Here is a 21001-nt window from a genome sequence, read left to right as displayed (position 1 = left end):
CTCCCCTTTGGGATGGCGCCGATTGTGGGTGTCGCCATGGGCAGCGTCAAGGGAGCTGGGGATGCTGAAAGACATCGGCGCCAGTTAGAATGGCGGTTTTTCCTGCATCGAGACTCGCCATGAGCGCACACGACATCCGTTCCGCCAAACGTCCCGATCCCGACCAGCCGATGGTCGATATCGCCAACTACGTCGCCGATTACCAGATCGATTCGAACGAGGCCTACGATACGGCGCGCTACATGCTGCTTGATTCGCTGGGCACCTCGATGCTGGCGATGAAGTTTCCCGAATGCGTGAAGCATCTCGGTCCGGTCGTGCCCGGCGCCAACTTGCCGGGCGGCGCGCGCGTGCCGGGTACCAGTCACGAGTTGGATCCGGTGCAGGCAGCGTTTGCGATCGGTACGCAGATCCGCTGGCTGGATTTCAACGACACCTGGTTGGCGGCCGAATGGGGTCATCCGTCGGACAACCTCGGCAGCATTCTCGCGGTTGCCGATTACCTCAGCCGCAAGGCCGAGCGTGAGGGCGGCAAAGCACTGACGGTGCGCGACGTGCTGACCTATGCGATCAAGGCACACGAGATCCAGGGCTGCTATGCGCTGCTGAACAGCTACAACCGGGTCGGCCAGGATCACGTGATCCTTGTGCGTCTGGCCTCCACCGCCGTCGCCACCGCGATGCTTGGCGGTGACAAAGAGCAGATCACCACGGCCGTTTCGCATAGCTGGATCGATAACGGCGCGCTGCGTACCTATCGCCATGCACCCAATGCCGGCCCGCGTAAAAGCTGGGCTGCGGGCGATGCCTGCCGTCGCGCGGTTACGCACGCGATCAATGCGGTTTACCGTGGCGTAGTCGGCTACCCATCGGCGCTGTCGGCCAAGACCTGGGGCTATTACGACGTTGCTTTCAAGGGCAAGGCATTCGAGTTCGAGCGCCCGTTCGGCAGCTACGTGATGGAGAACGTGCTGTTCAAGATCAGCTTCCCGGCAGAATTTCATGCACAGACCGCGGTGGAATGCGCGATGACGCTGCATGACCAGGTCGCCGGCAAGCTCGACCAGATCGAGAAAGTAGTGATCGAGACCCAGGAGGCGGGTTGCCGCATCATCGACAAGACCGGTCCGCTGGATAACTACGCCGATCGCGACCACTGCATTCAGTACATGGTCGCCGTGCCGCTGATCTTCGGCCGCCTCACCGCCGACGATTACAACGACGACGTGGCTGCCGATCCGCGCATCGATGCGCTGCGCGACAAGATGGTCGTCGCCGAGAACCCGCAGTTCACCAAAGACTACTTCGATCCCGACAAGCGCTATATCGGCAACTCGGTGCAAGTGTTTTTCAAGGACGGCAGCAGCACGGACAATGTTTCGATCGACTTCCCGATCGGTCACCGCAAGCGCCGCGCCGAGGGCATTCCGGTGCTTCTGAAGAAGTTCGAGGCGGCCATGCGCGGCCACATGCCGGCGCACAAGGTAAAGGCCATTCTTGAGGCCACTCGCGACCCCGTGAAGCTCGATGCCATGCCGATACAGCAATTTATGGGGCTTTTCACCCTGTAACGAGAGATGAGCCAAAACTGAACGGATGCGTGCGGTAAATGCTTAATTGTTTATTTTTTGCTAAGCTGCAGCACGCCCGTTCTGGGGCTATCAAGTAGAAAGCGAAGCGCAGCCTGAATATCCCTGTACCAGGTCGCGCCGTTCTGCCTTGAAGCGAATACGAATAATCAATAACGAAACGAGGAGACACCCATGAATCGTAAGGGCTTGTATTTTCTGATTGCTCTGGCTTTGGGCGGCGCAGGCGCTGCTCATGCTCAGACCGCTACTAGCACCCCGAGCTATGACGGCCGCTGGTACATCGCGCCGACCGTTGGTGGCTACTACAACGATACCGATCGCAACACCAACAGCCGCCAGTTCTATTACGGCTTGGGCGTGGGCCGCTTCATCGCCCCGAACGTCTCGATCGACCTGTTCATCGACCGCACCAAGCGCGACCGTGACAACCCGAATGGCCCTGGCCATAGCGGCTTCGGTAGCTGGGCGAACAACAACTACGGCGTGGCCGCTCGTTACTACTTCGGCGCATGGGACTCCTACCGTCCGTACCTGCTGGCCGGCGTCATGGGCAGCTACCACCGCAACGCGAACAACAAGGGCTGGGCTCCGGCTGCCGAGTTGGGCGCAGGTATCTCCAAGACGATCACCGACAGCAGCGACATCCGTGTCGAGGCCGGTTACCGCTACGACTGGGACAACAAGAGCCAGACCAACTCGAACAGCCGCCAGGCAAAAGACGGTTACGGCGACTGGTTCCTGGGCCTGAGCCTGGTGTCGCGCTTCGGTGAGCCGGCTGCTGCTCCGGCGGCTGTGGTGCCGCCGCCGGCTGTGCCGGATTGCTCCAAGACGGTCGTCAACGGTGTGAACCTGTGCGACAACAAGTGCCCGAACACGCCGGAAGGCACCGTGGTTGGCCCGGATGGCTGCCCGATTGCCGTCGTGATCGATCTGCGTGGCGTGAACTTCAAGTTCGACCGTCCGAAGAAAGGCGAGACCAACATCGGTAAGGCTCTGGCTGAGCCGAGCGCCGACTCGTTGTCGATCCTGGATCAGGCCGTCGATACGCTGAAGCGCTACCCGAACGTGCAGGTGAATGTGGCCGGTTACACCGACGGCGTGGGCAAGGCCGATTACAACCAGGGTCTGTCCGAGCGTCGCGCGAAGATCGTGTACGACTACCTGACCTCGCACGGTGTGGACGCCAGCCGTCTGCAGGGCCCGGTCGGTCACGGTATGAATGACCCGGTCGACAGCAACAAGACGGATCAGGGCCGTGCGCGCAATCGCCGCACCGAGCTGCAGGTCCAGAAGTAAGAGCCAGACTTTCTGGGCCTGGCCCAGGGAGCTTGTCTTGAGCAGTAACGAAAAGCCCGGCTTATGCCGGGCTTTTCTTTTGCGTTGCAACAATGGCGGAATGCCGCTTGTTGACTGCGTTTGCTGACGAAAATCAGCCTGAACATCAGTTCACCAGTCGATTTGAATCGATACATTAGCCAATAATCGATGCGTGCGCAGTCCTTAACGGTTTTGCTACACTTCGCCCGCTTGTTGTAGGACGTCAAGCAGGGAGCAGCATAAGTTCCCGTAGTGTCGTGATTTCTGACGCGCGACTTCCGTCTGGGGTGGAACGGACGCGAAAACCAATAAACGAGGAGACACCTGATGAATCGTAAGGGCTTATATTTTCTGATTGCCCTAGCCCTGGGCGGCGTAGGTGCCGCTCATGCGCAGAATGCTACGAGTGCACCAAGCTACGACGGCCGTTGGTACATCGCGCCCACCGTAGGTGGCTACTACAACGATACCGATCGCAACACCAACAGCCGCCAGTTCTATTACGGCTTGGGCGTGGGCCGCTTCATCGCCCCGAACGTCTCGATCGACCTGTTCATCGACCGCACCAAGCGTGACCGTGACAACCCGAATGGCCCTGGCCATAGCGGCTTCGGTAGCTGGGCGAACAACAACTACGGCGTGGCCGCTCGTTACTACTTCGGCGCGTGGGACTCCTACCGTCCGTACCTGCTGGCCGGCGTGATGGGCAGCTACCACCGCAATGCGAATAACAAGGGCTGGGCACCGGCTGCCGAGTTGGGCGCAGGCGTTTCCAAGACGATTACCGATAGCAGCGACATCCGTGTCGAGGCCGGTTACCGCTACGACTGGGACAACAAGAGCCAGACCAACTCGAACAGCCGCCAGGCAAAAGACGGTTACGGCGACTGGTTCCTGGGCCTGAGCCTGGTATCGCGCTTCGGTGAGCCGGCTGCTGCTCCGGCGGCTGTGGTGCCGCCGCCGGCTGTGCCGGATTGCTCCAAGACGGTCGTCAACGGCGTGAACCTGTGCGACAACAAGTGCCCGAACACGCCGGAAGGCACCGTGGTTGGCCCGGACGGCTGCCCGATTGCCGTGGTGATCGATCTGCGTGGCGTGAACTTCAAGTTCGACCGTCCGAAGAAAGGCGAGACCAACATCGGTAAGGCTCTGGCTGAGCCGAGCGCCGACTCGTTGTCGATCCTGGATCAGGCCGTCGATACGCTGAAGCGTTACCCGAACGTGCAGGTGAATGTGGCCGGTTACACCGATGGCGTGGGCAAGGCCGATTACAACCAGGGTCTGTCCGAGCGTCGCGCGAAGATCGTGTACGACTACCTGACCTCGCACGGTGTGGACGCCAGCCGTCTGCAGGGCCCGGTCGGTCACGGCATGAATGACCCGGTCGACAGCAACAAGACGGATCAGGGCCGTGCGCGCAATCGCCGCACCGAGCTGCAGGTCCAGAAGTAAGAGCCAGACTTTCTGGGCCTGGCCCAGGGAGCTTGTCTTGAGCAGTAACGAAAAGCCCGGCTTATGCCGGGCTTTTCTTTTCTCATGAAGTGATCTTCCATGAAGTGATCTTTTGTGAAGTCATCCGGTGACTCATCAGTTAGGCTCACGTGCCATATGACCGCTCGTCGTCCCCCTCATTCACCTCATACCGCGGCTGTTCCTCGTCACGGTCTGGCGCGAGTGCTCAGCAAGCTCGGCGTGTGTTCGCGCAGCCAGGCAGAGCGAGCCGTGCGCGAGGGCAGGGTAAGCGTGGATGGCCGCATCGTGCTCGATCCAGAGCGCCCGGCCGATGCCGAACGCCAACATATTTGTCTGGACGGCCAGCTTGTCGCGGCGGTGACGCGGGTCTATCTCATGCTCAATAAACCGCGTGGCATCGTCGTGAGCGCGGCCGACGAACGCGGGCGCGACACGGTATACCACTTGCTCGCTAGCGCCGGATTGCCCTGGCTGGGGCCGGTAGGGCGCTTGGATAAGGCCAGCGAAGGTTTGCTGCTGCTGAGTAACGACAGTGTATGGGCGGCGCGGCTTACCGAGCCCAGACACCATGTGGACAAGACCTATCACGTGCAAGTCGATTGCATTCCCGATGCCGCCTTGCTGGAGCAATTGACGGCTGGCGTGGTGGATCAGGGAGAGCGCCTGATGGCCAGGCACGTCGTGTTGTTACGCAGCGGCGAGAAGCATGCCTGGCTCGAAATCGTGCTGGATGAAGGCCGCAACCGACATATTCGGCGTTTGCTGGCGGCACACCATATCAACGTGCTGCGGTTGATCCGCGTGGCGGTCGGCTCGCTTGCGCTGGGTGATCTAGCCAAGGGGCAATGGCGCCATTTGAGTGCCGAAGAGGTTTCCCGGCTTTCAAGTGGATAAAAATACTTTCAGCGACGCACCTTGCTGAGTTACTTGCCGTAGCGCGCGCCACAGGGCGCGCTACGGCAGAACGAATCAGCCGATGACGCCCAGCTTGCGTCCCACTTTGGTGAACGCCGCAATCGCTTGATCGAGGTGCTCGCGCGTATGCGCCGCGCTCATCTGCGTGCGGATACGTGCCTGGCCTTGCGGTACGACCGGATAAAAGAAGCCGGTGACGTAGATGCCTTCTTCCAGCAACTCGGTAGCCATTGCCTGCGCTTTCTTGGCGTCGTAGACCATCACCGGCACGATCGGATGCACGCCCGGCCGGATGTCGAAACCGGCTTGGGTCATCTGCTCGCGGAAGTAGCGGGTGTTTTCTTTCACTCGATCGCGCAAGTCGCCGGCGGCGGCCAGCATGTCGAATACTTTGATCGCGGCAGCGACGACATGCGGCGGCAGCGAGTTGGAGAACAGATAAGGGCGTGAGCGCTGGCGCAGCATTTCAATGACTTCGCCGCGGCCGGTGGTGAAGCCGCCCAGCGCGCCGCCAAGCGCTTTACCCAAGGTGCCGGTAAAGATGTCGATCTTGTCCATCACGCCATGCACTTCGGCCGAGCCGCGACCGCTGTCGCCAAGAAAGCCGGTGCAATGGCATTCGTCAATATGCACCAGGGCGTTGTACTTGCGGGCAAGCGCGGTGATCTGATCCAGCGGCGCGATAAAGCCGTCCATCGAGAAAGCGCCGTCGGAGGTGATGAGCTTGGTACGTGCGCCGGCGGCATCGGCGGCCTGGAGCTGTTTTTCCAGATCGGCCATGTCGCAGTTGCCGTAGCGAAAGCGTTTGGCCTTGCACAAGCGAATGCCATCGATGATCGAGGCGTGATTGAGCGCATCGGAAATAACCGCATCCTCTTCGCCCAGCAGCGGCTCGAACAGGCCGCCGTTGGCATCGAAGCAAGCGGCGTAAAGGATGGTGTCTTCGGTACCGAAGAACTCGGCGATTTTCTTTTCAAGCTGCTTATGCAGATCCTGGGTGCCGCAGATAAAACGCACCGAGGCCATGCCGAAGCCGTGGCTATCCAATGCGTCTTTGGCGGCCTGGATCACCTCGGGGTTATCGGCCAGGCCCAGATAGTTATTCGCGCAGAAGTTCAGCACTTCCTTGCCGCTGTCGAGGCGGATCTTGGCGGACTGCGGCGAGGTGATGATGCGCTCGGCCTTGAACAACCCTTGTTCGCGGATGGATTCAAGTTCGCTGGCGTAGCGCGTCTGGGCGGAGTAGGTCATGGAGAGAGGTTCCGGCCTGGGGAAAGCACTCATTGTGAGGCCTTCAGGGGCTGCCGTGAACCGGGGCACACAAAACCGTTCGCCCTCGCGTGATTCCCATCGGTGAGGTGCGAGTCAGTGCAGGCCGAAATCGTCCCGTGTCGTCTTGCCTTTGTCCTCGATCCCTTTTGCGTCCAGCTTGGGCGCCAGCATGGCCACGCGCTTGTCGTCGAGCTTGCCCTTAAACCAGGTCTGCACCGCCTCGGCGCGGCGTTCGGCGAGGTGCTGCAATGCTTCAGCGTTGACCGGCATATTGGTCTCCAGCAATTGGTGCATTTCCTCCGACGGCTGCGACTTGGTCAAACCGATCATGTTTTTCGGCTTGGGAAAGTCGGCGTGCTTGTAGACACGCTCCAGATAATGCTCGGACTCGTCGGGGGTCAGCGTCAGGGTGGCCGGATCTTCTTTCTTGCCGTTGTCGTCGGCCTTGGCCTTGCGCACCAGATCGTCGACCATCACTTTGCGCAGGCCGCTTTCGTCCACGCTGGGGTCGATCCGGCCGATGATGTCCAGCGTAAGTGAAGGCTTGCTCTGCAGTAGCTTCAGCAGTTGTTCCAGCCGCGATTGCGCCTCGGCGTCCAGCACCGCCGAGCCCGGCGCAAACTCCACATAGCCCAGGTCTGGATGACTGCCGCCACCGATCGAGGCGAGCAGGCGGAACGGCGAAGTCACCGCGCGAGTCAGCAGGTTGACGACGGCGTGCCAGACCAGGCTGCCCATGCTGAATTGCGGGTCATCCAGTGAACCCGATACCGGCACGTTCACGTCGATGTTGCCGTCGGAGTCTTTCAGCAGCGCTACGGCCAGCTTCACCGGCAGGTGGCTGACACCCGGTCCCTCAATGCGATCGCCGAAGGTCAACTGGGTAATGAAGATATGGTTGTTGGCGGTAAGCTTGCGCTGGTCCAGTTGGTAGTGCACATCGACCGTGAGCCGGCCGCTGGTGATCGGATAACCCGCATATTTGCCGGAATAAGGTGACAGGTGCGTCAGCTCGACACCGTCGGCCTTGGCCTTGATATCGAGGAAGGCCACCGGGGTCAGCGGGTTAATCGAGCCGCCGATGTCCACCGGTGAGTTGCCGTCGAGCTTGCCTTGCAATACCAGCTCGGCAGGCGCCGCGCCGCCGGTGGTGCCGAACGCGCCCACCTTACCGCCCAGGTCGGTGATGTTCGCGGTGTAGTTCGGCTTGATGAAATTGTCGGTGTAGTTGAGCTGGCCGCGGACCACGCTGATCTGGCCGATCTGGATTTCCGGCTTAGGGCCTTCCGGTGCGGCTGCCTTGGCCGCGGTGGCTGCGCTTGCTGCCGCGGTAGCTGCGGCAGCTTGCGGTGCGCTTTGCTCACGCGTTACCGAGACCGGCGCCGTCTCCGGGCTGGCCACGACGTCTTGCAGATTGATGCGGCCGGTGGGATTGACGATTACGCGCGCATAAAAGTCGCTGAGCGCGAGACCGCCGATGTCGGCGTGCGGCGCACCCTGGCCCAGGCGGATGACCATGCCGGTCGCCGTCAGCGAATGCCAGCGCAGGAAATCGTCGCCGGTCAGCTTGTCCTGCACCTTGACCCGGCCCAGGGTGGCCTGGCCGCGGTAGTCGATATGCGCAGGTTCGCTACCGTGATCGCTGTAGCGCAGGCGGCCGTCCAGACTGAGCAGAGCGCTGCCGATGCGCACGTTCAATGGCACGCGAATCATCGATTCCATCGGGGCGATATCCATGCCGCGAGTCTTCAGGCGCAAGTCGGCATCCAGCGGCTGTGGCTTGACGCTGCCGCTGACATCGTAGTCGCCGTTGCCCAGCTTGCCGGTCAGTGCCAGTTTCAGTGGTTGGCGCATGTCGTCGGACAGTCCATCGACACTGAACTTGCTCGCCTTCACGACCAGCGGGGTGGGCTTGCTGGCGTTGGCGTCCTTGAACGTAAGCGTGCTGCCTTCAACACTCAGGTCTGCCACACTCCAATGCCAGCCGCCGTTGGTTGCCGGCTTGCCTGCGGCGCGATTGGTGCGCGGCACAGGCGTCGATTTCGCAGGGGTCGCCATCAAACTGCTTAGATCCATGCTGCCGTTTTTCAAGCGTTGCAGGTTGATCGTGGAGCCGCGTAAAACCACATGAGTCAATCGTGCCTCGCTGCTGGCCAGATCGAACTTGGCGATCTCGGCATTCAGCGACTCCCAGGCGACCGGTGCGGTATGACTACCGCGCGGGCTCAGCGCAAAACGATTCAAGCTGGCCTGCGCCGGTTCGATATGCAGATTGAACGTCTGGCCCCATTCGGCTTGCAATTGACCGTTGGCATCGAGGTTGCCGCCGGTGATATCGGCATTCAACAACGGCGGTGCCAACGACATCAGCGGCGCCAGCGCGACATTTTTCAGATCCACTTTACCGTCGTAGCGACTTTTGTTCAGGTCGAGTTTGCCGCTGCTGTTGACGGTGCCGCCGGCAAGTTGTGCCGCCAACTCCATGCTGCCGGCCGGGCCGGCGGCGGTGGATAAACCGTGCAAGCTGCCATGCATATGGTCCAGCGTCAGCCGTGCCGGCGCTTGGCCACTGAGGTCGGCATATTCAAAGCCGGCATCCTGCAAGGTAAGCGCATCGATATGTACTGTCGTAGCCGGGGCTGTCGATTTTGCCGGGTTCGCCGCTGGTGTCGCCGGGCTGGTCAATGCATCGAAATTACTGTGACCACCGGCCATGCGGGTGTAATGCAGTGTGGTGCGATCGAGTGCGATCGCCGCGAAGTGGTAGCGCGAAAGCAGGGGCTCGACGTCATTAAGCGTGGCGGTGCCATGGCCCAGTTCAAGCAATGGGGTGTTGTCATGATTGACGAGCTTGAAATCATCGACCGCGAGCTGGCCGTCAAGGCGTAGCTGCGGGGTGGATTCGGCCGCCACGAAATGCAGCGCCAGCCCGCCCGACAACTGCCCGCGCGGGATCGCTATGGGTAACGCGACCGGGGCATAAGCGAGGTAGCGCGGCAGGTCCAGATGATCGAGCTTGAAATTGATCGCCGACTCGCGCGTGCTGGCAAAAGGTTTGGTTTCGCCTTCGATATGTATCGGGCTGCCGTCCACGCGCATGGCTAGCAGGGGTTTGACGAAGACGTCGGTTTTGCTGGGCAGATTGGCAATGAAAGGGATGCCCAGCTCGAACTGATCGACGTGGTGGCTGGCATTCAATACCCGATCGTCAAAACCGATATCGCCGTTATGCACGCTGATATTGGAGATCGCAAAGCGGGTGGGAGATGAGGGAGGGTCGGTCGGCTTGGCGGCTAAACGCTCAATCAAGTCTGAGAAATTGAACTGCTGCGGCGCGGTGCGTGTGATGTGCAACTGTGGGTGCTGCAGTACCAGCTCATCGAGTACCGGCGCAAACCGGAACAGCGAGCCCCATGAGGCGTTGACAGTGAGCCGGTCGATGTCGACGAAGGGTGATTTGCGATCGCGCTCGCCGATATGCAGTTGATCCAGATCGAGCTTGAGCGTGTAGGGGTTCAGATGCACCGCGCCCAGGGTCACCGGTCGGTCCAGCGTGGTGCTGAGGCGGCTTTCCAATTGCCCTTTCAAGATCGGTGGGGCGGCAAAGAAGCCGAGCAGGCCGAAGATCACCAGCAGCACAGCCAGGATCAACAACGTCTTGCGTACGCGGTGCGAGCGATAGATGGCAAGAGTGCCTTCGCGCAACGCGGCGGGGTCGGGTAGGCGTGGGAGCTTTCGAGTGGTCATGCAGGCCAGGCCCCATTGATCGCGATGTGCGAATGATAGCCCCGGCCGGGTCTCGATGGTGTCGGTTAACCGGCGATTTTGAATCGCCGGTTGGGTGACGTTGGGTCAAGGCTTAGGCAATGCCTGCTTTAGCCGCAACGCTTTCTTGCGCAGGCGTAGATCATCGGGTGCCGCAGCTACGGCAAGCTGTATCTCGGCAGCAGCCTTCGCAGTGTCGGTTTGCGCAAGCGCGATATCGGCACGTACTTCATGCATGGCCGCACTGCCTGTTGATACTGGAATCGCATCGATAAGCTTGCGAGCTGTCGCTGCATCTCCGTCTTCCAAAAGGCGCCGGGTGAGAGCCACACGTTCAGCAACTGTGGCATGGGTAGTCAGCGCATCGGCGTCGCGCAGGGTTTGTTGTTTCTGTGCTGTATCAATCCATGCGTGGAAATGCTCTAGCTGGCCCAGCTCGGCGTATACGCCCTGGTTGAGTTCGGTCGCTGCCCATGCAGGTTGGCGGACCAAGGCGGTGTCCAGGTCACGCATAGCCAATCCAGGCTCATCCATTTGCATGGCGATACGTGCCGCACGCAGCCATAGCCGTGGCCAATCAGGCGCCTTGGCCAGTGCCGCATCCAACTGTTCGCGGGCCTGATCGAATTGCCCGGCATCGACCAGCCGCTGCGCGGTAACGGTTTGGCGCCGGGCCATTTCCAAGTTGAGCAGATGGCGTAATTCGCCGACCGGGTCGGTAGCGTGGTCCACGCGCAAGTCGATATCTACCGGCCAGCCTTGCGGCGTTTTTACCAACAGGGCTGATGATTCGCGCCCACTACGCTGGCCACCGGCGGCATCGCCAGCACTTAGCGCCGCCAACAGCCGTTCGGCCAGAGACCCGGCTGCGTGTAGATAGGTTTGCTCCATCTGCTCGATCACTTGTGGACCGGCGAGCCCATTGCCTTGAATGCTGTAGCCGGGCCCACAACGGCTGCCGGCCCAATTTGCTTGCTGAGCCTCCGCGCCGGTATACACCGCGGTCAGGCCATCGATCCCGACCAGCGCTACTTGGCGTGCTTGTATTCCTTCGCCTTCGAAATTTCCGTCTTCCGCGAGCAATTGCTGCAAAGCTTGTTTAGGCGTCTTGCCAGCCTTCATAAGGGCAAGGCCTTTGGGGCCGTAAACCGGATTGGTTTCAAACTGCGATGCCACCGCACCGACACCTGCTTGGGCATAAGGCACGCTGGCACCTACGGCGAGATTATTGGTCTGCACGGCTACGCCGCATGTCTTGGTCGACATGTCGCAAGCGGCGATGGAATAAGTGGCCTGCACATTGCTCAATGCGATACCGCAGAGCATGCCTATCGACAGGCTGATCCAGTGGCGCCAGGCCGGTGGTGTGGAAATAGCTGTGCCCAAGGTAATCGATGGCATGAGCGGCATCCCAGAAAGAAGTCTCTGGGATGCCGCTATGCACAGAAGCGTTTAGTGCATACCTGGGCGAATCTGTTCTTTCGCTATATCCCGTGCGTGGCGCGGCACATCGCTGCGGTCGCTGGCTGGTTAGCCAAAACAATCGGCTCTATGGCTGGCATCGGTCGCGCTATAGAATCCCTCCCAATGCATAGTCCAGGGAAGGCGCATCATGGAAAAACAACCGCATATCCATTGCCCGCGATGTGCGTGGGAACCAAAGGCGGATAGCCGTTGGATGTGCGTTCGAGGCGAGCCTGGCTCTGGCTGTGGTACGTCATGGAACACATTCTGGACAGCAGGGTGCTGTCCAGGCTGCGGGCATTTCTGGACTTGGACGCAGTGCCTATCGTGTAAGCGGTCTTCGCTGCATCATGATTGGTATCACTACCCAGACGAAAGCCAAGACCGCGCAGTGCGCGATAAAACGAAAGAGCATGTGTTGAACGAACCTGCCTGAACGATAGGTTCGTGATGTCGGCTCAGCACAGGCTGACGGGTGGCATCGTGCAGACGCCACCCGCGTGATGCGCTTACCAGGAGCACACCACCTTGCCGCACTTGCCGGCATCCATCAGGTCAAAGCCTTTCTGGAAGTCGTCGATGGTGATCTGGTGGGTGAGTACTTTTTGCAGCGGAAAGCCGGTCAGCACCATCTGGGTCATCTTGTACCAGGTCTCGTACATACGGCGGCCGTAGATACCTTGCAGGGTGAGGCCTTTGAAAATCACCTTGTCCCAGTCAATGCCGGCACCACGGGGCATGATGCCAAGCATGGCGATCTTGCCGCCGTGATACATGCACTCAAGCATGTCATTGAAGGCGCGCGGGTTGCCGCTCATCTCAAGGCCCACGTCAAAGCCTTCGATATGCAAATCCTTCACGGTATCGCTCAATGACTGCTTGGACACATTCACCACGCGCGTAGCGCCCATGTCGGCAGCAAGCTTCAGGCGGTAGTCGTTGACGTCAGTGACCACCACGTTGCGCGCGCCCACATGCTTGGCGATACCGGCGGCAATGATGCCGATCGGGCCGGCGCCGGTGATGAGTACGTCTTCGCCGATCAGGTCGAACTCCAGCGCGCAATGCGCGGCGTTGCCATAAGGGTCGAAGAACGCCGCCAGCTCCGAAGGGATTTGATCGGGGATCGGCCACAGGTTCGATGCCGGCATGGTCATGTATTCGGCGAACGCGCCGTTGCGATTCACGCCGATGCCAATCGTGTTCGGGCACAGATGCTGGCGGCCGGCACGACAGTTGCGGCAATGGCCGCAGACGATATGACCTTCGGCGGAAACGCGGTCGCCGATCTGGTAGCCGGTCACGCCAGGGCCGATCTCGGCGATGCGGCCGACAAATTCGTGGCCGATAGTGAGGCCGGGCTTGATCGTGCGCTGGCTCCACTCGTCCCACTTATAAATATGCAGGTCGGTGCCGCAGATGGCGGTTTTTTCCATCTTGATAAGTACTTCGTTCGGGCCGACCTCAGGCACCGGCACTTCTTCCATCCAAATACCCTGCTCGGGCTTGCGCTTGACCAGGGCTTTCATCATCTGCTGCATGTAGAGATCCAGGTTGGCCCCGTGGTGTGGGCCGGGGCGGGGAGGGCGGTGACAAAGCGCGATTATAGGGCGGCAGGCCCATGCACCGCTTTCGTGCAGTGCAGCGTTGCCGTCAGCCGGGTAACAAACTAAGGTCGCAAGTTTGTGCGACAACCCTTAAAGGCAACGCGATGCGCTTGAAGACCCTGTTGATCCCGGCCGCCGTGGCCATGGCATGCCCAGCCACGGTACTGGCCGACGAAGGCATGTGGATGCCTTCGCAGCTTCCGACCATTGGCAAGCAGCTACGCGAGGCGGGATATCTGGGCGATCCGGCGGATCTGGCCGACCTCACCAAGCCGCCATTGAGTGCCGTGGTGAAAGTGGGTGGCGCCACCGGCGCTTTCGTCAGCAATGAAGGGCTGGTGCTGACCAATCATCACGTGGCTTTTGGCGTGATTCAGTACAACAGCAATGCGCAACGCGACTTGATCGAAAACGGTTATGTCGCTGCAGATCGCACGCAAGAGCTGCCGGCCAATCCCGATTTCCGGCTGCGCGTCACCACTGGTTTCGACAAGGTCACCGATCAAGTGCTGGCCGATACGCACGGCAAAACCGGGCGCGCGTTTTACGATGCCGTGGATGCCGCCGGCAAACAGTTGGTCGCCGATTGCGAACGCGAGCCCGGTATGCGCTGCAGCCTGGTCAACATGTTCTACGGCAGCGATTACTACCTGGTGAAGCAGTTGGAATTGCGCGATGTGCGTCTGGTCTATGCGCCGCCGCGTGCGATCGGCAACTACGGTGACGAGGTCGATAACTTTGTCTGGCCGCGCCATAGCGGCGACTTCACCGTATTGCGCGCCTATGTGGGGCCGGACGGTAAGCCAGCAGCTTATGCCAAAGAGAACAAACCCTACACACCACCCGCGCATCTGCAGGTCGCCAGCGAAGGCGTGAAGCAGGGTGATTTCGTGATGCTGGCGGGCTATCCGGGCGTCACTTATCGCCATCGCACAGCAGCGGAGTTCGCCGATCAGATCGAGTGGCGTTTGCCCACCACGGTGGCCGTACTCAAGCAGTTGCAGGGTGTGATCGAGGCAGGGGGTGAACGCGATCACGCGGCCAGCATCCGCTATGCCGCGCAACTACAGTCGCTGAAAAACAGCATTAAACGCTTTAGCGGCGAGTTGGAAGGGTTGCAGCGCAGCGATGCCGTTACCACGCGGCGTGAAGACGAGACGGCGGTGCTCGACTGGTTGCGCCATCAGCCCGATAGCCAGCACGAGCAGGCGGCGATCGAGCAAGCGGCGCTACTTATCGCCGCCGGCAAGGACGCGCGCGACCGCGATTTGCTGCTGGGCCTGCTCGGCCCGCAAAGCCAACTGATGCGCGCCGCGCTGATGATCGAGCGCCTCGACGTTGAGCGTGCCAAACCCGATGCCGCGCGCGAAACCGGCTATCAGCAACGCGATGAAGAACTGCTGGCAAGCCAGCTGCGCCAGATCAGCCGTCGTTATGACCCGACCATGGAAAAGGCCTTGCTGACGGCCTTGCTCCACCGCTATCAACAGCTACCCGCTGCGCAGCACGTACCCGAATTCGATGAGGTGTTTGGCCGTACGCCGGCGGCGTTATCCAGTGCGCTGGATAGCATCTATGCGGCTACCCGGATGGGTGACGAAGCTGAGCGCCTGCGCTTGTTCAAAGCCAGCCAAGAGGTGCTGCGTTCCAGTGACGACGCCTTGCTGCTTGCCGCACGCAAGCTGCAGCCGGCGCTATTGCGCATGGACGAGCAACGCAAGGCGCGCGAGGGCGATCTGCTGCGCTTGCGTCCGTCGTATATGAAGGCGCTGATGGCCTATCGCCAAACCCAGGGCGGTGCTGTTTATCCCGATGCCAATTCGACCCTGCGTGTCAGCTACGGCAAAGTCACGCCGCTGATCGCACGCGATGCGGTGACCTACGGGCCGCTGACCAGTGTCGTCGGCATTGTCGAAAAAAACACCGGCAAGCCACCGTTCGATGCGCCACAGCCCTTGCTCGCTGCGATACACAAAGGCGACTTTGGCCGTTATATCGACCCTGTATCGAAAACCATGCCAGTCAATTTTCTCAGTAACCTCGATACCACTGGCGGCAATTCCGGCTCGCCCGTACTCAATGCGAGGGGAGAGTTGGTTGGCCTCAATTTCGATAGCAATTGGGAGGCGGTAAGCGCGAGTTGGATGTACGACCCGCGCTATAAACGCGCCATCCATGTGGACATGCGCTATATGCGCTGGTTGATGGACAAGGTCTATCCCGCACCGCAGTTGTTGAAAGAGCTAGGGGTGCCCTGAGCTATCCCGGCCAGGCGGTTACGGCCCCGGGCTGGGACGCTTTATAGGGCGTCCCACCGACAAAAATGCCTACTCCCCCGATGTTTTTGGGGGCGGCACTGCCATTCGCCTGCAAACGTGAATAATTTCACGCGGAATTCATCTCGAAAAAGGTTCGATTCAGGTAATGCCCGCATTAAGCTAATAATGCTGAGGGCGCGGCATTCGGTCTAAACGGGGGCGGTGATATGCGCATCGGGAATCGAACAGGTGTCTGGCTATGTCACATCGCCATGGCAGCCGTTTACGCGTTCGCTTATATCGTTTTGCGTAATGTGTCGTTCTCGCATTGGTCACTCATTGCCGGATTGCGTCTCGGCTGTCTGTTGCTGCTCCCTCGACGCTACTGGGCTGCACTGGTCGTCGGGGAAATTATCCCGCTGGTCTATTTCAACCTTCAGTGTCTGCAACAGTTTGGCGCGGCATGGACACTGACTGCGTCCGTGCCTCCGATCCTGCTCGCGATGCCGTTCGTCGTATGGTTGCGTGACCACCTTCCTGGCCCTCGACGATCGACAGCCCAACATATGCTGGGCTTGTTGTTGTGCGTCCTGGGTACTTCGATACTGACGGCGGTCATCGATGCCGGTGTCTATAGCTTGGTGCCCTCGACTTCTGGCGAAGCGAAGGTTCCTCTGGAAGAGGCCGCCAGCCAATACTTTCTCGGCACGTACCTCGGAATCCTGGTGATAGTCCCTCTGGCGCTGATTGCGTTTGACGCGACGTTGCACGGCATAAAGGGTGGGCTAATCAAAGTTATTTCACCCAGCGCGCATGTTGTGGGTGAGTCGCTGCTGCTCTTGTTACTCATGGCGGCGACATCGGCGGGCGCCCTTGCTGCGAACAGCGAATTCTGGCGTGATCTCGCACAGATAGTGCTGTTCGTTCCAGTGGTCTTTTTCGCGCTGCGTCGAGGTTGGCGGGGCGCTGCCTTTGCGGGAGCAGTGGCAAGCTGCTGCATTGTCTGGCTCATGCCAGCGCATAGTGATCGCGCCACGTTATTGGCGCAGACAGCTATGGCGCTTGCCCTGACTACGTTGTTGATGCTGGGTGCGCGCACTACGGTGATGCGCCTGTCTTTGCATGAGGGTTGGCACAACCTTCGTATCGCCCGGCAAGAACTGTTTCTCAACGAGTTGCGTGTTCGCCGCAACGCCCAGGATGTGGAAGCCGCACGGGAAAAGTTGAACCTTACTCATGGGCAAATGTTGCATCGCCTGCGCGGCTACCTGCCTGGAAGTGAGGAGCTTGGCTACCGCGAGCAACTGCTCTCGGCGCAAAGAGATCTCCATACGGTGGCTGGACGTCTATCGCCGGTGGAGTGGGGGCGCGTCGGTCATCCGAACGCGCTGTGGGAAGGCCCCATTACGCAAACGCTTCGTGATTTCGGCGTGACTTACGAGGTTGAGCCGGGTGGTCAGATGAGCCTTCTTGCCCCCGATATTCGTGTGGCGCTCTATCGGCTTGCCTGCGAGATCGTGACTTATGTGCTGTGCGAGGCGCCCACTGAAAGGCTGGTGCTACGTACGTTTACACGATCGGAACGAGGCATCTGGTCGGTGGACCTGGACATCGAGGGTGCCGGTGATCCTGTCGAGCCGCTAGATCGGACGAATGTCCTCGCTCGCCTGGGCAGCGCGGGACTCAGCGAAGAAGAAATGCGTAATCGAGTTCGGCTGTATAAGGGAAGCCTGGCTATCGAGCGGCTACGTGCAGGCACCATCAGGGTACGCGCTCAACTGCAAGATACTTCGGACCCCTCTCTTGACTGGGTATTTGGAGAGGTCGTGTAAGTTTTCGATGGCCCCGCTCCGATTGCCTCGCTATATATCTCGCTATATATATGGCGATGACTTACTCAGTTAGTTAACTCGACCACCGCCACTGCAATCCAGCCCGGTGCAATCGAGCACAACGGCGTTCAATTGCACTTTGCCATTGATCTGCGGCGTCAGAAGCACCTTGATCGAGCTGTCTTTGTAGACCTCCTCCACGGGGCTTTGCGCGGAAACGTCGAGCTGATGCTGGGGCGTACTGATGTACTGGGAATCTTTGCCGATCGGTAATGCCAGAAACTCGCCTTGAACTGTGGCAAATGCTCCACGTACCGTACCGTTAAGGTCATTGACCTGGACGAACCTGATGCCGTCGCGCTCGAACACATAGACGTGCCAGCGCGGACTTGAGCTGACATCAGGGGCATTGGGCCACGCCTGGCCGAGACCAGTACTGACAGCCGTCGTTGGCTGTGCCCAAGCGTTACCGCAGATAACCGCTACGACAAGAGCCGCCGAAGGCAACAGCCGTTTCACTGTGGTACGCATCTCAGTTCCCCGAACATGTTTTATTTGGACGCAGCATAACGCGAAGTATTGTTAAGACCATGTCTTTCTGGCAGGCCGATCTCGGCCAATGATGCGAGCGGAAAAAGTCGCGACAAACACCTGCCCAGGGCGTCGCGCGCAGACGCTCTCTTGGCATGTATGCCACGTGTTATCCATGTCACGCATTGCCCTGGCGCAATGAATTTGCCCCATTAAAGCGGGCGGCGATGGGTGAAAAGCCTGGGTCGCGGCGCGCGCGCGCCATGGTGCTTTTTGGCGACGGCGGCCGTTTCGAGTACGGTGTCAGGGTTGATCGGGCCGGGTTTCATGACTTACTGCTGATGCCCTCGATGCTGTTTGCGCGGTACCCGGCTGCTATCTTCTTGAGTTTCACCGCAGCCGGGCTCGCTCCCGGCGCCATTCGAAAAGGAGTTCTATATGCGTCGTTTATTGCGGGCCACAGCCATTTCCGCTGGTTTCATTTCTTCCGCCCATGCCGTCGAAGGCATGTGGCAGCCGGCCCTGCCGACACGCTGAAGCAACACGGTCTGCTGTTGGATCCCCATACGCTGACTGACCTCACCGCGCATCCGATGGGGCGAGCGATAGCGCAACTGACTACTACACCTACTACAGCATCGACTATCAAAACTTCGTCAACTCGGCTATCCCTGTCCCGCAAGGCTTAACTTAGCGAAATTCAGGTGCTTCGCTGTGGTCAACGGTGGCTACACGCCTAATGTGTTTGACAATGAGTGTGTCTGCTTACGGATTTGCTTAGGGCAATGAATATTGTTGGTCTGCCTGGGGGTATCTAATGAGGAAGGAATTCTGCCGGTTTGTCTTATTGTTACTGCTGTGCGGAGTTGCGCAGGCGCAACAGCACACTGTCACTTACATCTATACCGATCCACAGGGAACGCCGTTGGCAGAGGCGGATGCTAGTGGCAACATCACGGCGACGTTTGATTACAGACCATATGGGTCGCAAGCGCTAGGGGATGCGTCGAATGGGCCAGGATATGCGGGGCATGTGAGTGATCCAGATACGGGGCTCGTCTACATGCAGGCGCGCTATTATGACCCGGCGGTTGGTAGGTTACTTAGCGCTGATGCAATCACGCTTGGGCCGGGTAATATCTTTAGCTTTAATGACTATGGATATGCTAACAACAACCCGGTTATGTTGAGTGATCCAAGTGGCAACTACACTTGTAATGGATCGGATGGAGAGTGCAGAGTCATTCGGGATGCGGTCAGGCGAATACATGATGCCATTCGGAAATTACCTGCAGGATCGAAGCAACGGACATCCTTGCAGAGCATCGCAGCTGCATATGGCAAAGAAGGGGGGTATGGCACGATTGGTAACGATCGACACGTGGATGTCCAGGTTAACTTTAGCGACCTCGGTCGCGGTGTCTTTGCTGAGACGCAGAGCCAGGATAATGGACAGATTGATGTGACCTTAAATCTTGCATCTGCGACGTCGAGGTTTGTGGCGAATGGAAATGATGTAGGGATAGAGTTGGCTGCAGTCGTGGTTCATGAGGGACAACATGTGATCGATCAGCACAATGGTGTCTTTACGGCCAATACCTTCAATGACACACTCTATGGCGAGATGAATGCTTTTCGCTCTCAGTCCTACGTTAACGAGGCTTACAACGCTAAGTCGTATTCCGATTTATGGAATCCATCGTTGCCGAGCAATGATCGTGACCATTACCGCCAGGCGAATGTGGTAGAGGATGCGACAAGCGAGGCATTTCACAAATGTCCTGGACGCCGATGCCCATGAAATCACATCAGTTTATATTTTCTATGCTGGCAATGATGCCGCTATACATTGGTGCTCATGAGGTAGATTCGGTGTGCGAAGTTTCAAAGCACCCTTCACAATATATCGGTCGTGATATTCGCTTGGTCGGTCAGATAGTCGTTGGGATGCATGGCTCTTCAATGGTCGACTCGAGCTGTATAGAGAATCAAATTCCTCTCGACATCAAATCGAATGGTCCGGCAGCTTTGGAGTTCGATGACATCATGTCGGCAAAGGATCAAGGGAATAGAAGTCCGCCTGTATCAGTGGCTGGGAGGTTAGAAATGAGCGGGAACGCGTTTTCTTTCATACCTGTATCTATCAGTCGCTTAAATGCTTCAGTCCTTGAGCGACATTAGTCATGGGTAGCGTCTGACGCATTAGGTCACGAAGCTGGACTCTATCGGGACCCTGCGCGCAACCTTGGCGTCATCGCGAAATCACCGTGCTTTGGTCGGATTTGTCCTGTGCAGGATGTTTGTAGCCCTTTCAGTCACGCCGGCATCGCTGAGAAATGAGAAGAATTGGGACAGAGTGCGAGAGGCAGTTGGCGCTCTTGAGTAGGTAGTTCCAAAAGGCAAAGACTCCCCTTGGGTGGCCGATGAATGTTAAGAAAGACATGGTCTTAACAATGCTTCGCGTTATGCTGCGCCCTAAATAAGACACGTCCGGGGGACTGAAATGCACACCATAGTGAAGCGACTACTGCCGATGGCTGCTTTTGTCCTTGCGAGCGTTTGTGGTTCGGTCTGGGCACAGCAAACAGCCGCTGCTCATAGCGGCCTCGGTCAAGCCTGGCCCAACGTTCCCGATGTCAGCTCAAGCCCGCGTTGGCATGTCTATGTGTTCGAGCGTGACGGTATCCGGTTTATTCAGGTCAACGATCTCAATGGCACGGTGCGCGGTGCTTTTGCTGCCGCTAACGACCAGTTCCTGGTGTTGCCTATAGGCGCCGATTCACAGAACGTCAGCACTCCGCAACAGCCACGTACCGCAACGGCTACGGCGTCAGCACCCAGTGAGACGGTCTATCAAGACAACTCGGTGCAAATACAGTTGACGCCGCAGTTCAATGGACACGTGCTGCTTAAGGCAGCCAGTGCTACGTGTCAGGATCGGGACGATTGTGGCGTTCATGTTGAATGAAGGCAGG

Annotated in this window: 14 protein-coding genes; 9 read left to right on the top strand and 5 right to left on the bottom strand. The window is 59.1% G+C overall.

Annotation, left to right across the window (positions count from 1 at the left end; translation table 11 throughout):
• Window positions 1–119: 119 nt before the first annotated feature.
• The 4 genes from DVJ77_RS02665 to DVJ77_RS02650 all read left to right on the top strand — a co-directional run bounded on the left by DVJ77_RS02665 (window position 120) and on the right by DVJ77_RS02650 (window position 5276).
• The gene (locus tag DVJ77_RS02665) at window positions 120–1571 is read left to right on the top strand and encodes a bifunctional 2-methylcitrate dehydratase/aconitate hydratase (RefSeq protein WP_114843888.1); all 1452 of its coding nucleotides are present in this window, start codon (window positions 120–122) and stop codon (window positions 1569–1571) included.
• Between the two features lie 192 nt (window positions 1572–1763).
• Window positions 1764–2888, top strand: coding sequence for an OmpA family protein (locus tag DVJ77_RS02660; RefSeq protein WP_114843887.1), 1125 nt, complete (start codon window positions 1764–1766; stop codon window positions 2886–2888).
• 348 nt (window positions 2889–3236) lie between these two features.
• A complete protein-coding gene (locus DVJ77_RS02655; protein WP_114843886.1) occupies window positions 3237–4361 on the top strand; it encodes an OmpA family protein in 1125 nt (374 codons plus the stop codon).
• A 156-nt stretch (window positions 4362–4517) separates the two neighbouring features.
• Window positions 4518–5276 carry a pseudouridine synthase gene (locus DVJ77_RS02650; RefSeq protein ID WP_114843885.1) on the top strand — a complete coding sequence of 253 codons (759 nt, stop codon included), beginning with the start codon at window positions 4518–4520 and terminating at the stop codon, window positions 5274–5276.
• Window positions 5277–5351: 75 nt separating this feature from the next.
• On the opposite strand, the gene kbl is transcribed toward DVJ77_RS02650, so the two are convergent.
• The 4 genes from kbl to tdh form a co-directional block, all read right to left on the bottom strand.
• On the bottom strand, window positions 5352–6548 hold the full coding sequence (kbl, locus tag DVJ77_RS02645; RefSeq protein ID WP_114843884.1) for a glycine C-acetyltransferase: 1197 nt from the start codon (window positions 6546–6548) through the stop codon (window positions 5352–5354).
• Window positions 6549–6662: 114 nt separating this feature from the next.
• On the bottom strand, window positions 6663–10316 hold the full coding sequence (locus tag DVJ77_RS02640) for a DUF748 domain-containing protein (protein ID WP_114843883.1): 3654 nt from the start codon (window positions 10314–10316) through the stop codon (window positions 6663–6665).
• A 105-nt stretch (window positions 10317–10421) separates the two neighbouring features.
• Window positions 10422–11735 carry a DUF1028 domain-containing protein gene (locus DVJ77_RS02635; RefSeq protein WP_162791341.1) on the bottom strand — a complete coding sequence of 438 codons (1314 nt, stop codon included), beginning with the start codon at window positions 11733–11735 and terminating at the stop codon, window positions 10422–10424.
• A gap of 572 nt (window positions 11736–12307) precedes the next feature.
• The gene (gene tdh, locus DVJ77_RS02625; RefSeq protein WP_114844211.1) at window positions 12308–13327 is read right to left on the bottom strand and encodes an L-threonine 3-dehydrogenase; all 1020 of its coding nucleotides are present in this window, start codon (window positions 13325–13327) and stop codon (window positions 12308–12310) included.
• A 182-nt stretch (window positions 13328–13509) separates the two neighbouring features.
• Here tdh and DVJ77_RS02620 point away from each other — a divergent pair, with 182 nt between their 5' ends.
• Together DVJ77_RS02620 and DVJ77_RS02615 are read left to right on the top strand one after the other, a co-directional pair.
• A complete protein-coding gene (locus DVJ77_RS02620) occupies window positions 13510–15663 on the top strand; it encodes a S46 family peptidase (RefSeq protein WP_114843881.1) in 2154 nt (717 codons plus the stop codon).
• A 227-nt stretch (window positions 15664–15890) separates the two neighbouring features.
• On the top strand, window positions 15891–17495 hold the full coding sequence (locus DVJ77_RS02615; RefSeq protein WP_114843880.1) for an MASE1 domain-containing protein: 1605 nt from the start codon (window positions 15891–15893) through the stop codon (window positions 17493–17495).
• 69 nt (window positions 17496–17564) lie between these two features.
• Here the strand turns inward: DVJ77_RS02615 and DVJ77_RS02610 are convergent, their stop codons facing one another.
• Window positions 17565–18026 carry a hypothetical protein gene (locus DVJ77_RS02610; protein WP_225427740.1) on the bottom strand — a complete coding sequence of 154 codons (462 nt, stop codon included), beginning with the start codon at window positions 18024–18026 and terminating at the stop codon, window positions 17565–17567.
• Window positions 18027–18843: 817 nt separating this feature from the next.
• On the opposite strand from DVJ77_RS02610, the gene DVJ77_RS02605 reads away from it, so the two are divergent.
• The 3 genes from DVJ77_RS02605 to DVJ77_RS02600 all read left to right on the top strand — a co-directional run bounded on the left by DVJ77_RS02605 (window position 18844) and on the right by DVJ77_RS02600 (window position 20994).
• Window positions 18844–19827 (top strand): RHS repeat-associated core domain-containing protein, encoded by a 984-nt coding sequence (locus DVJ77_RS02605; protein WP_114843879.1) that lies wholly within the window; start codon window positions 18844–18846, stop codon window positions 19825–19827.
• Entirely contained in the window at window positions 19824–20207 is a 384-nt protein-coding gene (locus DVJ77_RS21000; RefSeq protein ID WP_162791340.1) for a hypothetical protein, read from the top strand. The genes DVJ77_RS02605 and DVJ77_RS21000 overlap by 4 nt, the downstream gene beginning before the upstream one ends.
• A gap of 322 nt (window positions 20208–20529) precedes the next feature.
• Window positions 20530–20994: a hypothetical protein gene (locus DVJ77_RS02600; protein ID WP_225427738.1), complete on the top strand. Its 465-nt coding sequence runs from the start codon at window positions 20530–20532 to the stop codon at window positions 20992–20994.
• The last annotated feature ends 7 nt before the right edge of the window (window positions 20995–21001 follow it).

Source organism: Dyella tabacisoli (assembly GCF_003350925.1).
GTDB classification, from domain to species: Bacteria; Pseudomonadota; Gammaproteobacteria; order Xanthomonadales; family Rhodanobacteraceae; genus Dyella_C; species Dyella_C tabacisoli.
Note: the sequence above shows the minus strand (reverse complement) of the source record. Positions and strands in the feature narration are given on the sequence as shown.